Raw genomic sequence first — 20,592 nt, 5'->3', positions numbered from 1 at the left:
CAGACCGGGCGGCGGATGCGGCCGTTCAAGGGCGCCGCATCCGGCAGACCGTCGGTAATACCGTGCGCTCGGCCGGTAGCGCGAGCACCGTGCGGAAGCCGTAACCGGAGCCTTCGTTATCGAAGCGCACGCCGGGGGCGCCCGTCTTGTCCATTTGCATCACGTAAAGGGGCTGGATCAGTTGATGGTCGTCGGCGCGCATCCAGGAAGCGTGAAAATCGTTGTCGATACGGAAGCCCTCGAGCGCTTTCGCGACCACCGTCGGATCGGCGCTGCCGGCACGGTTCATCGCGGCGGCGAGCGTTTCGATCATCAGTGGCATGCGCAGCACCGGATAGTCGTCCTGCGCGGCCGGAAAGCGCGCGCGGAACGCCGCGTACCACGCGTCGGACGCCGCGCCGCCGACGTTCGGATGCCACTCGGCGACCGCCATCACGTGGCCCACGCCCGCGTCGCCGAGCGCGGCCGGTGCGCCGAGGCTGTTGCCGTAGAACGTGTAGAACTTCGTGTCGAGGCGTTGCTCGCGCGCCGCTTTCACGAGCAACGTCAGGTCGTTGCCCCAGTTGCCGGTGATCACGGCGTCCGCGCCGCTCGCGCGGATCTTTGCGATATACGGCGCGAAATCCTTCACGCGGCCGATCGGGTGAAATTCGTCGCCGACCACCGCGATGTCGGGACGCTTCGCCGCGAGCGTCGAGCGCGCGAGGCTGCTCACATCGTGGCCGAAGCTGTAGTCCTGGTTCAGCAGATAGACCTTTTTTACCGCCTTGTCACGTTCGATCACATCGGCGAGCGCGGCCATACGCATGCCCGCGTGCGCGTCGAAGCGAAAGTGCCAGAAGCTGCAGTCCCCGTTGGTGAGCGCGGGGTCGTCGGCCGAGTAATTGAGGAACAGTTCGCGGTTCTCTGGCTCGCGGCTGTTCTGCTTGTCGATCGCCCCGATCAGTGCTGCGGCGACCGCCGAGCTATTGCCCTGCAGGATGTAGCCGATGTGGCGGTCCGCGGCCGCGCGTAATTGCGTCAGCGCTTCCTCCGTGCTGCCCTTGCTGTCGAGCACCACGAGTTCGAACGGATGGGCGCCGTCGCCGAGCTTCACGCCCCCGTGCGCGTTCACCTGCTCGACGCCGAAGCGCAGATTGCGCTCGACCGCCGCGCCGGCGTTCGCGAACGGGCCGGACATGCCTTCGATCAGCGCAAGCTGGATTGGCGCGCCAGTGGGTTTGCCGGGCGGCAGACTTCCGGACTTGCTGGCGGGAATTACGCCCGGCGTTGCGGCCCGCGTGGCCGCTGGATTCGTGCCCGTCGCCGCCGGATTCGCCGCCTCAGCCGCCCCGGGTCCCGCCACTGCCATCGAAATCGCCGCTAGCGCAACTGCCGCCGCCCGTTGCCACATCGCCGTCATGCTGGTCCCGCCTGAATCTTCGAAGCGCGGATCATAGGCCGACGGGCAGCGAATAGGCAAGCGGGCGCATCCGTTACCGTTTCGAGGTGACCACGTTCAGGCCGCGCCATTGTTTCGCCACAGCGCGTGTCAAAATAGTGCATCTCGATGATAAGAACCGCTATTCAAACGCCATCGGAGGAATCCATGTCGAACCGCCACCACCGCTCGGCGGCCTCTACCACCGCCCCGGCCGGGGCCGGCCTGCGCCGCGCCGCGCTCGCTTGCCTGAGCCTGCTCGCGCTCGCCGGCTGCGCGCAGCCGTGGCAGCAGTATCAACAGGGAGCGGACGCATCGACGGTCATCGCGCGCCTCGGTCCGCCGCGCGAAACCTACGACCTGCCCGACGGCGGCAAACGTCTGATGTGGCCGACACAGCCGATGGGCGAAACCACCACCGCCGCCGACATCGATGCGGGCGGCAAGATCGTCGACATGCGGCAGGTACTGCAGCCCAACGAGTTCTACCGCGCGCAAATCGGCAAATGGACGCGCAGCGACGTGCTGGTGAACTTTGGCCGCCCGGTCGAAACGTCGTACTTCCCGATGATGAAACGCGAGGTGTGGACCTATCGCTATCTCGAGGACAACGTCTGGTACATGCTGTACAGCTTCTACTTCGACGACCAGGGCGTCCTGCGCCTCACGCAGAAGACGCCCGACCCGCTGCATGACCCCGATCGCCGCAGCCTGTTCTGAGCACTGAGCGCCCTGTTCAGAGGAAGCACTAAAATCTCGAAAAAGCCGCCCTTGATAGGCGGCTTTTTTATTCTTTAAGCATAAAACAGAATTTTACCCTGTTCGCGTCAACCATTTCGCAGAAGAAAGGTTATTGTAAACCCCGTTCGGGTACCGGCTCGCGATCAACCGCGCGGCCGTTGTCGTATCCGGTGCCAGGTCAATTGCCTCTCTGACGGAGTTGCTACGATGAACCGCCCCAAACACCTGCTGGTCGCCAACGTCGCGTGGGCGCATGAAACCGCGACGCGCAATCCCGCTTTTTTTCGCGACCTCATGCGCGGCCAGAATCCACGCATTCTGTGGATCGGCTGCTCGGACAGCCGCGTGCCCGCCGAAACGATCACCCATTGCGAGCCCGGCGATCTGTTCGTCCATCGCAACATCGCCAACCTGTTTGATCCTGACGACGACAACGTCGCGAGCGTGCTCGAATACGCGGTGCGGGTGCTCAAGGTCGGCCATGTGATCGTCTGCGGCCACTACGGCTGCGGCGGCGTGCGCGCCGCGCTGCTGCCGCCAGACCCCGCGCTACCCCATGTCAACCGGCGTATCGCGCCACTCTGCACACTCGCAAAAACGCATCGTTCGGAACTGGACGGCGCCACGACCGAGTCGGGTCGCGTCAACCGCCTCGCCGAACTGAACGTGCTCGAACAGGTGCGGCAGCTACGGGCCAGTGCGATCGTGCAGAAGGCTGACGCGCCGCCGCTCGTACACGGCTGGATTTTTGCGCTCGACGACGGGCGCATCAAGGTGCTCACCTCCGGCTATACCGCCGACGACGCAATGACCTGCACGACCGCCGCGCATAGTGCGGCGTAGCGAAGCGCATCGGCCGCCCCATTGGACCCTGGACGGAGCCGACAGCGGAATCGTCATCGACACATACCTGTTAGTCGCCCGTCGCCCTACCTCTCGTTCTTCGACATCATGAATACTCAAAGCTCTTTCTCCGCGCTCCAGCGCGACGTGCTCGCCGGCACGGCCGTTTTTCTGGTGGCCCTGCCGCTTTGCCTCGGCATTGCCCACGCATCGGGTGTCGACCCGTTTGCGGGGCTGGTGTCCGGCATCATCGGCGGGCTCGTGGTTGCCGCCCTGAGCGGCTCGCGTCTGAGCGTGAGCGGCCCGGCCGCGGGCCTCGTCGTGATCGTCGTCGACGGCATCGCGCGGCTTGGCGGGTTTTCCGCTTTCCTGCTGGCCGTACTACTGTCGGGCGTGATCCAGTTCGGCTTCGGCATGCTAAAGGCCGGCCGGTTCGCCGCCTACGTGCCGTCGCCAGTGATCAAGGGGATGCTCGCGGCCATCGGCGTGCTGTTGATCTTCAAGCAGTTTCCCGCCGCGCTGGGCCTGTCCGGCAGCGGTGCCGCCGTGAAGTCGGCGGCGGCGCTCGCAACACCGCTCGGCGCGATCTCCGTGACTGCCGTTCTCATCACGCTGATGTCGCTGGCGATCCTCGCCGGCTGGGAAACGCGCGCGCTGCGCCGCTTCGCTGTCGTGCGCATCATGCCTGCGCCACTCGCGGTGGTGCTGCTCGGCATCGGCGCGACGCTCGCGCTGAATCTCGTTGCGCCGTCACTGGCACCGGCCGCCGAAGGACGGGTCGCGTTGCCGTCGCTCGAATCGTTCGCGGCACTGCTGGCCGCGCTCGAGTCGGCAGACTTCGGACCCCAGTTCGCCCAACTGATCAATCCCGACATATGGCGTGTTGCGATCACGATCGCAATCGTCGCAAGCCTCGAAACGCTACTGAGCCTCGAAGCAGTCGAGCAAATCGATCCGGAACGCCGCCGTGCACCGCCCGATCGTGAACTCAAGGCGCAGGGCGTGGGCAATCTGATCGCCGGAGCGATCGGCGGGCTGCCGATCACTTCGGTGATCGTGCGCAGCTCCGCGAACGTGCATGCCGGAGCAAAAAGCCGGCTCTCGGCAATCGTTCACGGCGTCTTGCTGCTCGTGAGCGTGTTTGCGCTCACGAGCGTGATCAACCTGATCCCGCTCGCCTGCCTTGCTGCGATCCTGATCTTCACCGGGTTCAAACTCGCCAAGCCGTCCTTGTTCGCCGGGCTCGCGCGGCAGGGGTTCGCGCCGTTCGCACCGTTTATCGTCACACTCGTTGGTGTGCTCGTCACCGATCTGCTGATCGGTATCGTGCTCGGCATACTGTGCAGCATGCTGTTCGCGCTGTACGCGAACCTGCGCGGCCCGATCGTGCTCGCGCAGCATGGCGATCACTACCTGCTGTCGTTTCGCAAAGACGTGTCGTTTCTCGGCAAGGTTCCGCTCAAGCACTATTTGCAGCAGATTCCGGATGGTGCCACCGTCATCGTCGACGCGACGCGCGCCGATTTCGTCGATCATGACGTGCGCGAGCTGCTGGACGCGTTCGTCACCGATGCGCCGCGCCGCCGGATCAGCGTCGACGTCAGATATCAGGTCCGTGCGCAGGCGCGCGCAACGCGCGGCTGGTCGGTACGGCGCGCGGCGGCGGAGTAATTCCGGAATTTCGCGTCACCGCGCCTGCGCGATGACGGCAAAAAAAAGCCCCGCGTGCCTGGTGCCGCGGGGCTACTCCTTCGACCCTCACTCGAGATTGCGCGCTACCGGCGCGCCATGCTCCCGTTACTCCGAGCGCTGCGGATTCAACTTGTCCGCATTGGAATACAGCTTGTTGAGCGCCGAAAAATAGGCCTTCGCGGATGCCGCGACGATATCCGGATCGGTGCCCACACCGTTGACGATGCGTCCGCTTTTCGACAGCCGCACGGTGACTTCACCCTGCGCCTGCGTGCCGGTCGTGATCGCATTGACCGAGTAGAGCAGCAACTCGGAGCCGCTGCCCACTTCCGTTTCGATGGCGTTGAGCGTGGCGTCGACCGGCCCGTTGCCGCGCGCTTCGCCGGTGATCTCTTTACCCTCTATCGAAAACACGACCTTTGCGTGCGGCTGCTCGCCGGTTTCCGAATGCTGCGACATCGACAGGAACTTATAGTGCTCCTTCTCGTGCGCTTCCGCCGATTCCTCGTTGACGATCGCGATGATGTCTTCGTCGAAAATCTCCGACTTACGATCGGCGAGTTCCTTGAAGCGAGCGAACGCGGTGTTCAGATCGGCTTCGCTATCCAGCGCGATGCCGAGCTCCTGCAGACGCTGCTTGAACGCGTTGCGGCCCGACAGCTTGCCGAGCACGATCTTGTTCGCGGACCAACCCACGTCTTCCGCGCGCATGATTTCGTAAGTATCGCGCGCCTTCAGCACGCCGTCCTGATGGATGCCCGACGCGTGCGCGAATGCGTTCGCGCCGACCACGGCCTTGTTCGGCTGCACGACGAAGCCCGTAATTTGCGACACGAGCTTCGAAGCCGGCACGATCTGCGTCGTGTCGAGGCCGACGTCGAGTCCGAAGTAATCCTTGCGAGTCTTCACCGCCATGACGATTTCTTCGAGCGACGTATTGCCCGCGCGCTCGCCGAGACCGTTGATTGTGCATTCGACCTGGCGCGCGCCGCCAAGCTGCACACCAGCGAGCGAATTCGCGACCGCCATGCCGAGGTCATTGTGGCAATGCACGGAGAACACCGCCTTGTGCGAGTTCGGAATGCGCTCGCGCAGCGTCTTCACGAGTTGGCCATAGAGCTCGGGCACGCCGTAGCCGACCGTATCCGCGATGTTGATCGTGGTCGCGCCTTCGGCGATCACCGCTTCGAGCACACGGCACAGGAAGTCCATATCGGAGCGGCTGCCGTCTTCCGGCGAGAATTCGACGTCGTCGGTAAATTTGCGCGCGAAACGCACCGCGAGCTTCGCCTGCTCGAACACCTGATCGGCAGTCATGCGCAGCTTCTTTTCCATGTGCAGCGGCGACGTCGCGATGAACGTGTGGATGCGGAAATGTTCGGCGGGCTTCAATGCGTCGGCGGCCCGCTGAATGTCCTTGTCGTTTGCACGCGCGAGCGAGCAGATCGTGCTGTCCTTCACGAGACCCGCGATCGTATGGATCGCGTCGAAGTCGCCGTTGGAACTGGCCGCGAAGCCCGCTTCGATCACGTCGACTTTCATCCGCTCGAGTTGCTTGGCGATGCGGATCTTCTCTTCCTTCGTCATCGACGCGCCGGGCGATTGCTCGCCGTCACGCAGCGTGGTGTCGAAAATGATCAGTTTGTCGGACATGTGGGGCCTCCTCGGGAGTCGTTCGGATGTGGGACTTGGTTTTGGAATAGGACGATGGTCGCCGCCGCTGGCGAGGTAGGGCGATCACGATGATCGCGGCCGGGGCGGACGGAGCGCAAAAAGCATAAAGGGCTTAAACGAGGCGTGATGGCGCGGCGCAGCGAGCGGTCTCGCCGGCCCGGCAAAATCGGCCACGCCAACGCACTGATCCGACAACTATAACGGCATTCCAGCCACCGCACAATGCGCGCCGGTGCGGCCTGCGGCGCAGTCAGAAGCGAACTCGTTAGCGCGCGTACCAACGAAAAACGGCAGCCCGCGGGCTGCCGTTTTGGTACGTCGCCGCGATGCAGCGTGATTCAGATCGTCAACGGTCGTGCGAAATCGAACGCGCCGGGTTGGCCCTGCCGCGCACTGCCTGATACGCCCAGAACACATAGCCGGACAGACCGTACAGCACGAACAGACCAAACAGCATCAACGGCGGATCGGACGACACGAGCACGAACGCAACCACCACCAGCAGGATCACGCCGAACGGCACGCGATGCCGCACGTCGAGCGCCTTACCGCTATAGAACGGCGCGTTGGACACCATCGTCACGCCCGCATAGATGGTCAGCACGAAGGCAACCCACGGCAGCCAGACGAGCTTCAGCGGCACGCGGTTGTCGGTGGCAAGCCACACGAAACCCGCGATCAGCGCCGCCGCGGCCGGGCTCGGCATGCCCTGGAAGAACCGCTTATCGACCACGCCGATATTCGTGTTGAAGCGCGCAAGCCGCAGCGCCGCGCCCGAGCAATACACGAACGCGGCGAGCCAGCCCCATCGCCCGAGGTCTTTCAAGACCCACTCATACATCACGAGCGCGGGCGCGACACCGAACGACACCATGTCCGACAGGCTATCGAACTGCTCGCCGAACGCGCTTTGCGTATGCGTCATGCGCGCGACGCGGCCGTCCATGCCATCGAGCACCATCGCGACGAAGATCGCGATCGCCGCGATCTCGAAGCGCACGTTCATCGCCTGCACGACGGCGAAGAAGCCGCAAAACAGCGCGGCCGTGGTGAACGCGTTCGGCAGCAAATAGATGCCGCGTTTCCTGAGGAACTGCTGACGCTGCGCGCGCCGGCTGTCGGCGGCGGGCGATTCAGCGACCACCGGCTTGTTGCGGCGAAACGGACGCGGCAGCGGTCCGCTGCTGCGAGGTCGACGCGGTTTGAATGCGGCCATTCGGACAACCTCCTGTATGCCGCTTTACAGCTCGGCGAGGATCGTGGACGACGCCGACACCTTCTCGCCGATCGACACGCGTGGACGGCTGCCCACCGGCAGGTACACGTCGACGCGCGAACCGAAGCGGATGAATCCGTAACGCTGGCCGCGGGTCAGTGGCTCGCCTGCACGGACGTAGCAAAGAATGCGCCGCGCGATCAGCCCGGCGATCTGCACCGACGTGACCGTCTGGCCGCCGGCCATTTCGATCACGATCGCGTTGCGCTCGTTTTCGAGCGAAGCCTTATCGACCGCCGCGTTCAGATACGCGCCTGGAAAGTATTCGACCTTCGAGATTGCGCCGTCGACCGGCGAGCGCTGCGAGTGCACGTTGAACACGTTCATGAACACGCTGATTTTCAGCGCCTCGCGATTCGCATAAGGGTCATGCGCGGTTTCCACCGCGACGATACGACCGTCGGCGGGACATAACACCGCGTTGGCCTGGGTCGGAATCGGACGCGCCGGGTCGCGGAAGAACTGCACGACGAAGATCAGAATCAGCCAGAAGAGCCACGCAATGCCGAACCCCGCGAAGGCGTGAACCAGTAATGCAACGACGGCCGCGATGGCGATGAACGGCCAGCCTTCTCGCGCGATGATCGGATGAGGGTAATTCATGGATGGCTTCTGTGTTTTTGTAAAACCGTAGGATAGCAAAAGCCGCCCAGGGTTCAGCACCCTTGGACGGCTTTTTGACTGTTCCGGCCACCGCGCCGAAGCACCGCGCCGGACCTGTTATATCGAGACGCTTAGTTCTTCGACTGGTCGACGAGCTTGTTCTTCGCGATCCACGGCATCATCGCGCGCAGCTTCGAGCCGACCTGCTCGATCTGGTGCTCGGCCGTCAGGCGGCGACGCGATTGCAGCGTCGGTGCGCCAGCCTTGTTCTCGATGATGAAGCTCTTCGCGTACTCGCCGGTCTGGATGTCGGTCAGCACGGCCTTCATCGCCTTCTTCGTTTCAGCGGTGACGATGCGCGGACCCGTCACGTACTCGCCGTACTCGGCGTTGTTCGAGATCGAGTAATTCATGTTTGCGATGCCGCCTTCGTAAATCAGGTCGACGATCAGCTTGAGTTCGTGCAGGCACTCGAAGTACGCCATTTCCGGCGCGTAGCCCGCTTCGACCAGCGTTTCGAAGCCTGCCTTGATCAGGTCGACGGTACCGCCGCACAGCACGGCCTGCTCGCCGAACAGGTCGGTTTCGGTTTCTTCGCGGAAGTTCGTTTCGATGATGCCGGCACGGCCGCCGCCGTTTGCCGCTGCGTACGACAGCGCGATGTCGCGCGCCGCGCCAGACTTGTCCTGCGCAACCGCGATCAGGTGCGGCACGCCGCCACCTTGCGAGTAGGTGCCGCGAACCGTATGGCCCGGTGCTTTCGGCGCGATCATGATGACGTCGAGGTCGGCACGCGGGATCACCTGGCCGTAGTGAACGTTGAAGCCGTGCGCGAACGCGAGCGCTGCGCCCTGCTTGATGTTCGCGTGGACTTCCTTCGCGTACACGTCGGCGATCTGCTCGTCGGGCAGCAGCATCATGACGACGTCCGCGCCCTTGACCGCTTCCGCGACTTCCTTTACTTGCAGGCCGGCGTTTTCAGCCTTGCTCCACGATGCGCCGCCCTTGCGCAGACCGACCGTGATGTTCACGCCGCTTTCCTTGAGGTTCAGCGCGTGCGCATGGCCTTGCGAGCCATAGCCGATGATGGTGACCTGCTTGCCCTTGATGAGGGAGAGATCGGCGTCCTTGTCGTAGAAAACTTTCATGTCGGTTCCTTGGCTAGATTCGATGATTCAGAGAAATTCAGGTACGGCGAAATAGGTGCTGCGAGCCGGGGGATGCCGCGTTGCCCGGCCTTGCGAAACGCGGCGTCAGACCTTCAGAATGCGCTCGCCGCGACCGATGCCCGAGCTGCCCGTGCGGACCGTCTCTAGGATCGCCGTGGAGTCGAGCCCGTCGATGAAGGCGTCGAGCTTGTCGCTTGCCCCCGTCAATTCGATCGTGTAGGTCTTTTCGGTGACGTCGATGATGCGGCCGCGGAAAATGTCCGCCATCCGCTTCATCTCCTCACGTTCCTTGCCGACCGCCCTCACCTTGATCAGCATCAGCTCGCGTTCGATATGGGCGCCCTCGGTAAGGTCGACCACTTTCACCACCTCGATCAGGCGGTTCAGATGCTTCGTGATCTGTTCGATCACGTCGTCCGAGCCAACGGAGACGATGGTCATGCGCGACAGCGAACGGTCTTCGGTCGGAGCCACCGTCAAGGTTTCAATGTTGTAGCCGCGTGCCGAGAACAGTCCGACCACGCGCGACAGCGCGCCTGGTTCGTTTTCCAGCAGGACGGAAATGATGTGTCTCATGTTTCGCTTCTTCCAGATGTTGTGTCGATGCCTGCGAGCGGAGCGGCGCCGCTTCGCCCGCCCTCGCCTTTTGTGAAGGCGCGCATCGCGAAGCCGGCGCTGGAATTATCCAGACGCCCCGTCGTTAAAGATCTTCCGAACCCATGAGCATCTCGGTGATGCCCTTGCCGGCCTGGACCATCGGCCAGACGTTTTCGGTCGGATCGGTCTGGAAGTCGAGAAACACCGTGCGATCCTTCAGGCGCAGCGCTTCCTTGAGCGCCGGTTCGACATCGGCGGTGCGCTCGATGCGCATGCCCACGTGACCGTACGCTTCGGCGAGCTTCACGAAGTCCGGCAGCGCATCCATGTACGAATGCGAATAACGCTTGCTGTATTCGATCTGCTGCCACTGGCGCACCATGCCCAGATAGCGGTTATTCAGCGAAATGATCTTGATCGGCAACTCGTACTGCTTGCAGGTCGACAGCTCCTGGATGCACATCTGGATGGAGCCTTCGCCCGTGATGCACAGCACGTCGTCGTCCGGGTGGGCCATCTTCACACCCATCGCGGCCGGCAGGCCGAAGCCCATCGTGCCGAGACCACCGGAGTTGATCCAGCGGCGCGGCTTGTTGAACTTATAGAATTGCGCGGCCCACATCTGGTGCTGGCCGACGTCGGAGCACACGAACGCGTTGCCGTCGGTCAGCTCCCACGCCTTTTCGACCACGTACTGCGGCTTGATGATGTCGCTTTTGCGGTCGAACTTGAGACAGTCTTTCGCGCGCCAGCCTTCGATGTCCTTCCACCAGTCGGCAAGCGCCGCGCTGTCCGGGCCATGTTCGGCCGTCTGCAACTGCTCGATGAGTTCCTTCAGCACTTCCTTGACGTCGCCGACGATCGGGATGTCGACCTTGACGCGCTTGGAAATGGAAGAGGGATCGATGTCGATATGAATGATCTTGCGCGGCCGCGACGCGAAGTGGTTCGGATCGCCGATCACGCGGTCGTCGAAGCGCGCGCCGATCGCGATCAGCACGTCGCAGTGCTGCATCGCCATATTGGCTTCGTACGTGCCGTGCATGCCGAGCATGCCGAGGAATTTCTTGTCGCTCGAGCGGTAGCCGCCCAGACCCATCAGCGTATTGGTGACCGGATAGCCGAGCAGATCGGCGAACTGGTTCAGCTCGCGCGACGCGTCCGCGAGCACGATGCCGCCGCCGGTGTAGATATATGGGCGCTTCGCCGACAGCAGCAGTGACACCGCCTTGCGGATCTGACCGGAGTGGCCCTTCGTGACCGGGTTGTATGAGCGCAGCGACACGCTCTTGATCGGCTCGTACTGGCAGGGCGTCTTGGACACGTCCTTCGGAATGTCGATCAGCACTGGGCCGGGACGGCCGGTACGGGCGATGTAGAAAGCTTTCTTGACGGTCGCGGCGAGATCACGCACGTCTTTCACGAGAAAGTTGTGCTTTACGCAGGGACGCGTGATCCCGACCGTGTCGCATTCCTGGAATGCATCCTGACCGATCGCGGCAGTCGGCACCTGGCCGCTGATCACGACCAGCGGGATCGAATCCATGTAGGCGGTGGCGATGCCGGTCACCGCATTGGTGACGCCGGGGCCGGAGGTCACGAGACACACGCCGACCTTGCCGGTGGAGCGCGCGTAGGCGTCGGCAGCGTGTACGGCGGCCTGTTCGTGGCGCACGAGCACGTGCTGGAACTTGTCCTGCTTGTACAGCTCGTCGTAGATGTAGAGTACCGAGCCGCCGGGATAGCCCCAGATGAACTCGACGTCTTCGTCGGCCAGTGCCTTCATGAGCACGGTGGCGCCGATAGAGTCTGCTTCGTGATGAGGGGTCGTATCCGACGTGGAGAATTCCGCGCTGGGCATATTCATTGATTGACCTTTCGAATTTTCGGCAAAAAATTGATCGGGTGCTCTCTGCCGGGCTCGTGACTCGGGTTCAAGCGGCGCGTCCAGTTGACAGGCGGGCTTCTTGGGCCACACCTCAATTGAGACAACTCACTTATGTTGCGAACCAGCGACGATAGCGGCTGCCACGCTCGCGGTCAAGCAAATATTGCCTTTCGGGGTTGCGCGCCGGGGGACGCGATCCGGTGGAATGTCGACCGTCATGCAAATGCAAGCTCGAGCAGGTTTCGCCCCAATCGGCGCAAAAGTTTGTTAGCATCCGCGAGTTTTGCGACTTTTTCGACCGATTACGCGCACGCTTGCTGCGCCGACCCCCACACGGATGGCATCAGACAAGGAACTCGCCGATTTTCTGGCGGGCGTCGAAAGGCGCGCGTTCAAGCAGACGGTCTACGCCGTGCGGGACGACGATGCGTCCCTCGACATCGTGCAGGACGCGATGATCAAGCTCGCCGAGAAATACGGCGACCGTCCGGCTGCCGAGCTACCGCTGCTGTTTCAGCGTATTCTGCAGAATGCGACGCACGACCACTTCCGTCGTGCCAAAGTGCGCAACACATGGGTTAGCCTGTTCTCGTCGCTCGGCAATACCGACGACGACGAATTCGATCCGCTGGAAACCTTGGCGGCCGAGGGTGGTTCGGCCGGCGCGGAGAGCAACGAACAGAAGCTCGAACGCGAGCAGGTCCTGCAGTTGATCGACGACGAGATCCAGAAATTACCCGCACGTCAACGGGAGGCGTTTCTCATGCGTTATTGGGAGGATATGGATGTCGCCGAGACTGCCGCCGCAATGGGCTGCTCCGAAGGCAGCGTGAAAACGCACTGCTCGCGGGCCACCCACACGCTGGCGCAAGCGCTCAAGGCGAAAGGAATTACGCTATGAGCTCCCTCGAAAACACAGAACTCGAGTTTGCGCGTCAACTGCGCCGCGCGCTCGATGAGAACACCGCCAGCCTCCCGCCCGCCACCGTCGACCGGCTTGCCGCCGCGCGTCGGGCCGCGCTCGCTCGCAAGAAGCCCGAAGCCGTCAGCGCGCCGGTGTTCGCACCCGTGCTCGCGGGCATGCCGCCCGGGATGGTGGGACTGCCGCAAGATGGCTTGGAGCCGCGCCGACGCTGGCCGCTGCGCCGCTTCGCGCTCGCGTGGCCGCTCGCGGCGCTGGTCGTGAGCCTGATCGGCATCGCGTACTGGGAAGACCACCAGCGCACCGCCGAACTCGCCGATATCGATGCGGCCATGCTAAGCGACGACCTGCCGCTCAATGCCTATCTCGACCACGGCTTCAACGCGTATCTTTCACGCGCCCACTGAGCGGGAGATTCCTCGGGTGAGTTACAAGCGCGGCCTGGCCGTTGTTTTCGGATGTACGATCGCGGCCCTGGTGTCGTTTGCCGCGACGTATCCGCGCTTTCACCCGAGCCCGTTGCCGGCGGGCAATCCGCCGCCCGGCGTAACCGTCGCCGCGCCCGCCCCCGCACTGTCCGTCGAATTACCCGCCCTGCCGGGCAGCAATAGCCCGCTCGCGTGGTCGCGCCTGAGCGCGGCCGACCATGCCGCGCTCGCGCCCTTCGCCTCTCAGTGGGATTCCTTTAGCGACGAACGCAAGCGCAAATGGATCAAGATCGTATCGAGATTCGCGAAGATGTCGCCCGATGCGCAAAAGCGCCTGCACGAGCGCATGACCCAATGGGTGCGCATGACGCCCGAGCAGCGCCGCGTCGCGCGCGAGAACTACCAGCTTTCGAAGGAACTGCCGCGCGAAGCGCGCCAGAACGCGTGGAAAGCGTACCAACAGTTGCCCGAGGAAACGAAGGAGCGGCTCGCCGCCAGTGAGCGCAAGCGCCGCCCTAGCGTCGTCAGCGCGCCGCCGTCGGCCCGCAACGAGATCAAGGGCATCGACCGCCTCGTGAACGCGCGCGAGCACGGCTTGGGCGCCAGCGGCGCCGCGGCTGCGAGCCCCGCGGCGGCCGCCTCGGCACCGGCCGCGGCCCCGCTGCCGTCGTCGAACGCGATGCCTGCGGCCGGAAGCTTCGTGCCGGCGACGCCGCTGCCCGTGTCGCCGGCAGAAGCGCCGGCGATCTTCCACGGCTCCTGATTCCGATCCTGAGCCCGTTACGTGTCCCAGCCGCTCGCCACCCCGACCCTGCCCGCCGCCGCACCCGGCGGCACGACGCCCACCGTCCGGCGACGGCTGGCGGCGCTACTCTACGAAGCGGTCATTCTGTTCGGCGTCGTGTTCCTCGCCGGCTATCTGTTCAGCACGCTGACGCAGCAGCGTAACGGGCTCGCGCACCACAATCTGCTCGCCGCCTGGATTGGCGTCGTGGTCGGGGTGTACTTCGTCTGGTTCTGGACGCATGGTGGCCAGACGCTGCCGATGAAAACCTGGCGGTTACGAGTGGTCGGCGCTGATGGTGCGCCGGTTTCAGTTGGGCGGGCGATTGGGCGGTATGTGTTCGCGTGGTTGTGGTTTTTGCCGCCGCTGGCGTTGCATCCGATGCTTGGGCTGCGGGTGCCGCAGACGCTTGTTGTTGCGGGTGTCTGGTTCGTGGTGTGGGCGGCGAGTGGACGGTTCGATCCGCAGCGGCGGTTTTTACATGATCGGCTTGCGGGGACGCGGGTAGTGGCGGTTTTGCGCTGAGCGCGCGTGGGTCTGCGGTTGCGTTGTCTCCCCGGGCTGGGGGGCGCTCCTGGTCCTGTTCTGTGGGGTTGTTGGCCTTTCCTTGATTTGTTGTCGGTCTATTAGCGTTGCCCCTGTGCGGGGCGGCACTCACTTTCTTTGCTGCTGCAAAGAAAGTAAGCAAAGAAGACAGCTCACACCGCAAATTCTTAAGCGGGTCCCTCGGTCCGCCTCCGGCAGTGGTGCATCTGGAATCCGCGCTCCCGCACGTTCGGCGCTTGTGACAAGGCAGTCATTCTTGCGGCGGCGCTGCGCGCGCCGAAACCCCGTTCCAAAACCATCGGTCGGTTTCCCTGGCAGACCCGTCCACGACGCACGCAGTGCGGAGTGGGAAGGATGACGGCTTTGTCACCAGGGTGAAATGTGCGGGGGCACCGACTCCAGATGCACCACTACCCCTTCCAAGCCAAGGGACCCGCTTAAGAGCTGGCGGTGTAAAGCTGTCTTCTTTGCCTACTTTCTTTGCAGCAGCAAAGAAAGTAGGTGCCGCCCCGCACAGGGGCAACGCCAATAGACCGACAACAAATCAAGGAAAGGCCAACAAGGCCAGAACAACGAAAAAACAGACCCCGCCAAGCCCCCCGTAATAAGAACTTCTCATGACTGTCACGCCGCAGTCACGCGCGCCCGGCCCAATACGGGCACCGCCACTCGACGCGTGAGCCATGGACCCCAATACGTCCGCGACTTCCCTGTTTCGTCAAACCGGCCCGAGCGTCGACCCAGTCGCGTTCCGGCCCGCCCCAGGTTCTACGCATCACGGCCTGCCGCTGCCCGCGACGCCGTCACTGGATGCCCACGCCGACCATCACGACGACAGCCACGAGGATCCGCATCGCTATCGCACGATCTGGCTCTCCGACATCCACCTCGGCTCCAGCGGCTGCCAGGCAGGCTATCTGCTCGACTTTCTGCGCCATAACGAATCCGAGTACCTGTACCTCGTCGGCGACATCATCGACGGCTGGCAGTTGAAGAAGGGCTGGTACTGGCCCCAGGCGCACAACGACGTCGTGCAGAAAGTGCTGCGCAAGGCGCGCAAAGGCACCCAGGTCATCTACGTGCCCGGCAACCACGACGAAGCCGCGCGCCAGTTCTGCGACCTCGCGTTCGGCGACATCCACGTGCGCGGTGAAGCGTTTCACACGACGCTCGCCGGCAAGCGCCTGTGGATCGTGCACGGCGATCTGTTCGACGGCGTGATCCAGCACGCGAAATGGCTCGCCTATCTCGGCGACACGCTCTACACGATGATTCTCGTGCTGAACCGCTGGTTCAACCGGATCCGCAGCAAGCTCGGCTTTCCGTACTGGTCGCTGTCGCAATACCTGAAGCATCAGGTCAAGAACGCCGTCAATTTCATCTCGTCGTTCGAACGGGTGATGACCGACGAAGCGCGTCGCCGCGGCTGCGACGGCGTCGTCTGCGGGCACATCCACAAGGCCGAGATGCGCGAGATCGACGGCGTGCTCTATTGCAACGATGGCGATTGGGTCGAGAGTCTGTCGGCGCTCGTCGAGACCTATGAAGGCGAGCTCAAGGTGATCTTCTGGACCGCGCTGCGCGCGCCCCAGGCGGGCACGCAAAAAGCCCGCGCCACTGCCTGAGCACGTCCACTCTCCACTTCCACAGGGCCGCAGCGATGAACAACGCGATGAAGATCATGATCGTCACCGACGCATGGGAGCCGCAGGTCAACGGCGTCGTGCGCACGCTGAAGAACACCCGGCGCGAACTCACCGCGCTCGGCCATCAGGTCGACCTGCTGACGCCGCTCGAATTCCGCACCATCCCTTGCCCGACTTATCCGGAGATACGCCTGTCGCTGCTGCCGCGCGGCCGGCTGCGCGAGCGCATCGATCGTTTCGCGCCCGACGCGTTGCACATTGCGACCGAAGGTCCGCTCGGCATGGGCGCGCGCGCATATGCGCTGGAGCACAAGCTGCCGTTCACGACCGCGTATCACACGCGCTTTCCCGAATACGTGCAGGCGCGCTTTCGTATCCCGCTCGCGGCAACCTACAAGTTTCTGCACTGGTTCCACAAGCCGTCGCTCGCGGTGATGGCGCCGACGCCCGTCGTCAAGCAGGACCTCGAGAAGTTCGGTTTCACGAACGTCGTGCTGTGGACGCGCGGCGTCGATCTCGAGATCTTCCGCCCGATGGACTCGAAGGTACTCAACACCGCGCGGCCGATCTTCCTGTACGTCGGGCGCGTGGCGGTCGAAAAAAACGTCGAGGCATTTTTGCAGCTCGACCTGCCCGGCTCGAAGTGGGTCGCGGGCGAGGGTCCGGCACTGGCCGAGCTGAAGTCGCGCTATCCGCAGGTCAACTATCTGGGCGTGCTGTCGCAGGCCGAACTCGCGAAAGTCTACGCGGCCGCCGACGTCTTCGTGTTTCCGAGCCGCACCGATACGTTCGGGCTGGTGCTGCTCGAAGCGCTCGCATGCGGCACGCCGGTGGCCGCCTATCCGGTCACCGGCCCGATCGACGTGCTCGGCGACGGCGGCGCCGGCGCGATGCATGAGGATCTGCGCGAAGCCTGCCTCGAAGCATTGAAGATCGATCGATCGGAGGCGCGCGCGTGGGCCGAGCGCTTCTCGTGGGCGGCGGCGTCCGCGCAATTCGCCGCGCATCTGAAGCCGCTGCGCGGCGCGACGTATCGCGAGGAGAGCGCCGCCGCGTAATGCGGGGCGCGCGGAGCCAGACATGCGAAGCAGTCGATCCAGCGCCGAAGGCGCGTCAAACGGCGCGCTACGCGCCTTCAAGTCCGCCCGCGACACCACCAGCATCGAACCGTTCGACGATGTACGCGAGCCGGGTGCGGGCGAGCAGACGGCTGCCACGCCCCGGGTGAACGGCGGCAACAACGCGATCAGCGGCGACGCGAACGCCGCGGAGGACGCGCAACGCAACGCTGCGCACGACTCGACCCGCGACTCAACCCTCGACACCGCTCACGAACCGCTCAGCCCCGACGACCCCCTCGCCCCGCTGCCCTTCAACCCCTACAAAGGCAACCGCGGCCTCACGCGCGCGTGGCACGCGATGAAAAACTCGCTGGCCGGCTTTCGCGTCGCGATTCGTGAGGAAAGTGCGTTTCGTCAGGAACTCACGCTGGCCGCGATCCTGATTCCGTGCGGCCTCGTGGTGCCTGTCGATCCCGTGTCGCGCGTATTGCTGCTCGGCTCGGTGCTGCTCGTGCTGATCGTCGAGCTGCTCAATTCGAGCGTCGAAGCGGCGATCGACCGGATCTCGCTCGAACGTCACGAGCTCTCGCGTCGCGCGAAAGATCTCGGCAGCGCGGCCGTGATGGTCGCACTCGGCATGTGTCTGATGACGTGGGGTGTGATCGTCGGGCCGCTGGTCGTCGGCTGGATTCGGGCGTGGCTTTGATGGATCGATGCAGGTCGAAGCGCACGCCCGGCCACGCCCCACAGAACGAAAATCCGCACCGCCGGTTGGGGATTAGAACGCTCGGTTTATAATCGTTCGATGGTCTCGCAGGAAAGCGCCGGCGCAAGGCAACACCGTCGGACCTCACCCTGCCCTTTCGGGGAGCCCGTCGCGTGGCGGCGGGTTCGGGAGCGCTCAAAATACCAACCGCATCCGGGTGGAACACGCAGCAGCGGCACGCCGCCACGCGCCCAGCCCGGCATAACCAGGGCCGGACGACATGGAAGGCAAACCTCCCCGCCGCACGCGCGAACGGATTCTCGAACTGTCGTTAAAGCTGTTCAACGAAATCGGCGAGCCGAACGTCACGACCACGACGATCGCCGAGGAAATGGAAATCAGTCCAGGCAACCTGTACTACCACTTCCGCAACAAAGACGACATCATCAACAGCATCTTCAGCCAGTTCGAGCAGGAGATCGAGAAGCGTCTGCGTTTCCCGGACGACCATCGCGCGACCATCGACGAAATGTGGTCGTACCTGCAGTACATGGTCGATTTCACGTGGCGCTACCGCTTCCTGTACCGCGACCTGAACGACCTGCTCGCGCGCAACCGCACGCTCGAGACGCACTTCAAGCAGATCATCAGCCACAAGGTGCGCTTCGCGAGCCAGTTCTGCGAGCAGCTCGTCGCCGACGGCGAAATGGTCGCGACGCCGCAGGAAATGCAGGTGATCGCGACCAACGTCGGCGTGATCGGCACGTACTGGCTGTCGTATCAGTTCGTGATGAATCCGCGCAAATACAACGAGCAGGAAGCGATCCGCGAGGAGCTGCACCAGGTGAGCGTGCAGATCGTCTCGCTGATGGCGCCCTACCTGCGCGGCCGCTCGCGGCAACTCTTCGACGACCTCGTCTCGGGCAAGCTGCCCAAACGCGAGTTCTACGATTACCTGCCGCCCCGTGAGGGCGCCGCGCCTCGCAACGAATCGAAGGACAGTTGAGCATGAAGTCGGTGTGTGTATATTGCGGCTCCGCGATGGGAGCCAAACCGTTGTATGCACAGGCGGCGCGCGCCTTCGGCCGTGCGCTGGTCGAGGCGGATCTGGCGCTCGTCTACGGCGGCGGCAAGGTCGGGCTGATGGGCGTGATCGCCGACACCGTGATGGCCGAAGGCGGCCGCGCGATCGGCGTGATTCCCGAGCTGCTGGTCAGCAAGGAAGTGGGCCATAACGGCTTGACCGAACTGCACGTGGTGCCCGACATGCATCATCGCAAGAAGATGATGGCCGAGCTGTCCGATGCGTTCGTCGCGATGCCGGGCGGCGCGGGCACGCTCGAGGAGCTGTTCGAGGTCTTCACCTGGGCGCAGCTCGGCTACCACGGCAAGCCGGTTGCACTGCTGAACACCGGCGGCTTCTACGAGCCGCTGATCCGCCTGCTTCAGCACACGGTCGACGAAGGCTTCTTGCGCAAGATTTATCTCGACATGCTGCAGATCGACGCCGATCCGCTCGCGCTGATCGGCAAGCTGCAACACTACGCGCCGCCCGCGCGCGACAAATGGGCGGCGGTGCAAAGCGACGCCGTCTGAATCCCGTTCCGCCAAACCCGAGCGAAGCGCGCCACGCACGCATCACCCAACGAGGAGGTTGCGATGACCAAGGCTGTTCTGATCACCGGCGGCAGCCGCGGCATTGGCCGCGCCACCGCGCGTCTGCTTGGTGAGCGCGGCTGGTGCGTCGGCGTGAACTACCTGCGCGAGCTCGCCGCCGCGCAGCAGACGGTCGCCGAGGTCGAACACGCGGGCGGCCGCGCGGTGCCGATCGCCGGCGACGTCGCGAACGAAGCCGACGTGACCGGCATGTTCGACACGCTCCAGCAAACCTTCGGCCGCATCGATGCGCTCGTCAACAACGCCGGTATCGTCGCGCCGTCGAGCCAGCTCGCAGACATGGACTTCGCACGTCTGAAACGCGTGTTCGACGTCAACGTGCTCGGCGCGTATCTGTGCGCGCGCGAAGCGGCGCGTCGCATGTCGACCGAGCGCGGCGGCGCGGGCGGCGCGATCGTCAATGTTTCGTCGGCGGCGGCGCGGCTCGGTTCGCCCAACGAATACGTCGACTATGCGGGGTCGAAAGGCGCCATCGACACGATGACGCTCGGCCTCGCGAAAGAGCTGGGCCCGCAGGGCGTGCGCGTGAACGCGGTGCGTCCAGGCCTGATCGACACCGAGATCCATGCGAGCGGCGGCAAGCCCGAGCGCGCCGCGCAACTGGGCGCGACCACGCCGCTCGGCCGCCCCGGCCGCGCGGACGAAGTCGCCGAGGCCATCGTGTGGCTGCTGAGCGACGCGGCGTCGTACGTGACGGGCGCGCTGTTCGACGTGACCGGCGGCCGCTGAGCGAGGGCCGCGCGAGAGCGGCCGCCAGCGTCAAACGCAAGGCGCGGTCGGCCACGGCCACGCATTTTCGGCGCTCTCCTCCTCCTTTCGTGCTAGTCGGAATCGGTCTGTCGTGAAACCGAGACAGCCGCGCGTCGATTACGCGCGCCTCGCTGCGTCTGTAATGTCCAGTAATAATGCCGCGCTACAA

20 protein-coding genes are annotated in these 20,592 nt (G+C 64.0%); 13 read left to right on the top strand and 7 right to left on the bottom strand.

Features of this window, described 5'->3' with window-relative positions; genetic code table 11:
• Positions 1-25 precede the first annotated feature (25 nt).
• Positions 26-1,402, bottom strand: coding sequence for a branched-chain amino acid ABC transporter substrate-binding protein (locus tag BJG93_RS04830; RefSeq protein WP_027197208.1), 1,377 nt, complete (start codon positions 1,400-1,402; stop codon positions 26-28).
• Between the two features lie 186 nt (positions 1,403-1,588).
• Here BJG93_RS04830 and BJG93_RS04825 point away from each other — a divergent pair, with 186 nt between their 5' ends.
• The 3 genes from BJG93_RS04825 to BJG93_RS04815 all read left to right on the top strand — a co-directional run bounded on the left by BJG93_RS04825 (position 1,589) and on the right by BJG93_RS04815 (position 4,675).
• Positions 1,589-2,140 carry a hypothetical protein gene (locus tag BJG93_RS04825; protein WP_027197207.1) on the top strand — a complete coding sequence of 184 codons (552 nt, stop codon included), beginning with the start codon at positions 1,589-1,591 and terminating at the stop codon, positions 2,138-2,140.
• A gap of 228 nt (positions 2,141-2,368) precedes the next feature.
• Complete coding sequence (locus BJG93_RS04820; RefSeq protein WP_027197206.1) at positions 2,369-3,004, top strand: carbonic anhydrase; 636 nt, start codon at positions 2,369-2,371, stop codon at positions 3,002-3,004.
• Positions 3,005-3,112: 108 nt separating this feature from the next.
• Positions 3,113-4,675, top strand: coding sequence for a SulP family inorganic anion transporter (locus BJG93_RS04815; protein WP_027197205.1), 1,563 nt, complete (start codon positions 3,113-3,115; stop codon positions 4,673-4,675).
• A gap of 126 nt (positions 4,676-4,801) precedes the next feature.
• On the opposite strand, the gene BJG93_RS04810 is transcribed toward BJG93_RS04815, so the two are convergent.
• From BJG93_RS04810 to BJG93_RS04785, 6 genes are all read right to left on the bottom strand, one after another.
• The gene (locus BJG93_RS04810; RefSeq protein ID WP_027197204.1) at positions 4,802-6,349 is read right to left on the bottom strand and encodes a 2-isopropylmalate synthase; all 1,548 of its coding nucleotides are present in this window, start codon (positions 6,347-6,349) and stop codon (positions 4,802-4,804) included.
• A 367-nt stretch (positions 6,350-6,716) separates the two neighbouring features.
• Positions 6,717-7,586 (bottom strand): CDP-diacylglycerol--serine O-phosphatidyltransferase, encoded by an 870-nt coding sequence (gene pssA, locus BJG93_RS04805; RefSeq protein ID WP_027197203.1) that lies wholly within the window; start codon positions 7,584-7,586, stop codon positions 6,717-6,719.
• Between the two features lie 24 nt (positions 7,587-7,610).
• The gene (locus BJG93_RS04800; protein WP_008920616.1) at positions 7,611-8,249 is read right to left on the bottom strand and encodes a phosphatidylserine decarboxylase; all 639 of its coding nucleotides are present in this window, start codon (positions 8,247-8,249) and stop codon (positions 7,611-7,613) included.
• Positions 8,250-8,380: 131 nt separating this feature from the next.
• Positions 8,381-9,397 carry a ketol-acid reductoisomerase gene (ilvC, locus tag BJG93_RS04795; RefSeq protein WP_008920617.1) on the bottom strand — a complete coding sequence of 339 codons (1,017 nt, stop codon included), beginning with the start codon at positions 9,395-9,397 and terminating at the stop codon, positions 8,381-8,383.
• A gap of 105 nt (positions 9,398-9,502) precedes the next feature.
• Positions 9,503-9,994, bottom strand: coding sequence for an acetolactate synthase small subunit (gene ilvN / locus BJG93_RS04790; RefSeq protein WP_027197202.1), 492 nt, complete (start codon positions 9,992-9,994; stop codon positions 9,503-9,505).
• 124 nt (positions 9,995-10,118) lie between these two features.
• Entirely contained in the window at positions 10,119-11,882 is a 1,764-nt protein-coding gene (locus tag BJG93_RS04785; RefSeq protein ID WP_027197201.1) for an acetolactate synthase 3 catalytic subunit, read from the bottom strand.
• Positions 11,883-12,240: 358 nt separating this feature from the next.
• Between BJG93_RS04785 and BJG93_RS04780 the strand changes: the two genes are divergently transcribed.
• The 10 genes from BJG93_RS04780 (at position 12,241) to BJG93_RS04735 (ending at position 20,402) form a co-directional block, all read left to right on the top strand.
• The gene (locus BJG93_RS04780) at positions 12,241-12,804 is read left to right on the top strand and encodes an RNA polymerase sigma factor (RefSeq protein WP_027197200.1); all 564 of its coding nucleotides are present in this window, start codon (positions 12,241-12,243) and stop codon (positions 12,802-12,804) included.
• The gene (locus BJG93_RS04775) at positions 12,801-13,232 is read left to right on the top strand and encodes a DUF3619 family protein (protein ID WP_027197199.1); all 432 of its coding nucleotides are present in this window, start codon (positions 12,801-12,803) and stop codon (positions 13,230-13,232) included. The genes BJG93_RS04780 and BJG93_RS04775 overlap by 4 nt, the downstream gene beginning before the upstream one ends.
• 16 nt (positions 13,233-13,248) lie before the next feature.
• The gene (locus BJG93_RS04770) at positions 13,249-14,016 is read left to right on the top strand and encodes a DUF3106 domain-containing protein (protein ID WP_027197198.1); all 768 of its coding nucleotides are present in this window, start codon (positions 13,249-13,251) and stop codon (positions 14,014-14,016) included.
• 21 nt (positions 14,017-14,037) lie between these two features.
• Entirely contained in the window at positions 14,038-14,562 is a 525-nt protein-coding gene (locus BJG93_RS04765) for an RDD family protein (RefSeq protein WP_027197197.1), read from the top strand.
• 704 nt (positions 14,563-15,266) lie between these two features.
• Positions 15,267-16,208 carry a UDP-2,3-diacylglucosamine diphosphatase gene (locus BJG93_RS04760; protein WP_027197196.1) on the top strand — a complete coding sequence of 314 codons (942 nt, stop codon included), beginning with the start codon at positions 15,267-15,269 and terminating at the stop codon, positions 16,206-16,208.
• Between the two features lie 47 nt (positions 16,209-16,255).
• Positions 16,256-17,287 carry a glycosyltransferase family 4 protein gene (locus BJG93_RS04755; RefSeq protein WP_027197195.1) on the top strand — a complete coding sequence of 344 codons (1,032 nt, stop codon included), beginning with the start codon at positions 16,256-16,258 and terminating at the stop codon, positions 17,285-17,287.
• A 22-nt stretch (positions 17,288-17,309) separates the two neighbouring features.
• Positions 17,310-17,996, top strand: coding sequence for a diacylglycerol kinase (locus tag BJG93_RS04750; protein ID WP_082194616.1), 687 nt, complete (start codon positions 17,310-17,312; stop codon positions 17,994-17,996).
• 280 nt (positions 17,997-18,276) lie between these two features.
• Positions 18,277-19,002: a TetR/AcrR family transcriptional regulator gene (locus tag BJG93_RS04745; protein WP_027197193.1), complete on the top strand. Its 726-nt coding sequence runs from the start codon at positions 18,277-18,279 to the stop codon at positions 19,000-19,002.
• A 2-nt stretch (positions 19,003-19,004) separates the two neighbouring features.
• Positions 19,005-19,592: an LOG family protein gene (locus BJG93_RS04740; RefSeq protein WP_027197192.1), complete on the top strand. Its 588-nt coding sequence runs from the start codon at positions 19,005-19,007 to the stop codon at positions 19,590-19,592.
• Between the two features lie 63 nt (positions 19,593-19,655).
• The gene (locus BJG93_RS04735; protein ID WP_027197191.1) at positions 19,656-20,402 is read left to right on the top strand and encodes an SDR family oxidoreductase; all 747 of its coding nucleotides are present in this window, start codon (positions 19,656-19,658) and stop codon (positions 20,400-20,402) included.
• Positions 20,403-20,592 lie beyond the last annotated feature (190 nt).

The sequence above is a fragment of the Paraburkholderia sprentiae WSM5005 genome, assembly GCF_001865575.2.
Taxonomy (GTDB): domain Bacteria; phylum Pseudomonadota; class Gammaproteobacteria; order Burkholderiales; family Burkholderiaceae; genus Paraburkholderia; species Paraburkholderia sprentiae.
Note: the sequence above shows the minus strand (reverse complement) of the source record. Positions and strands in the feature narration are given on the sequence as shown.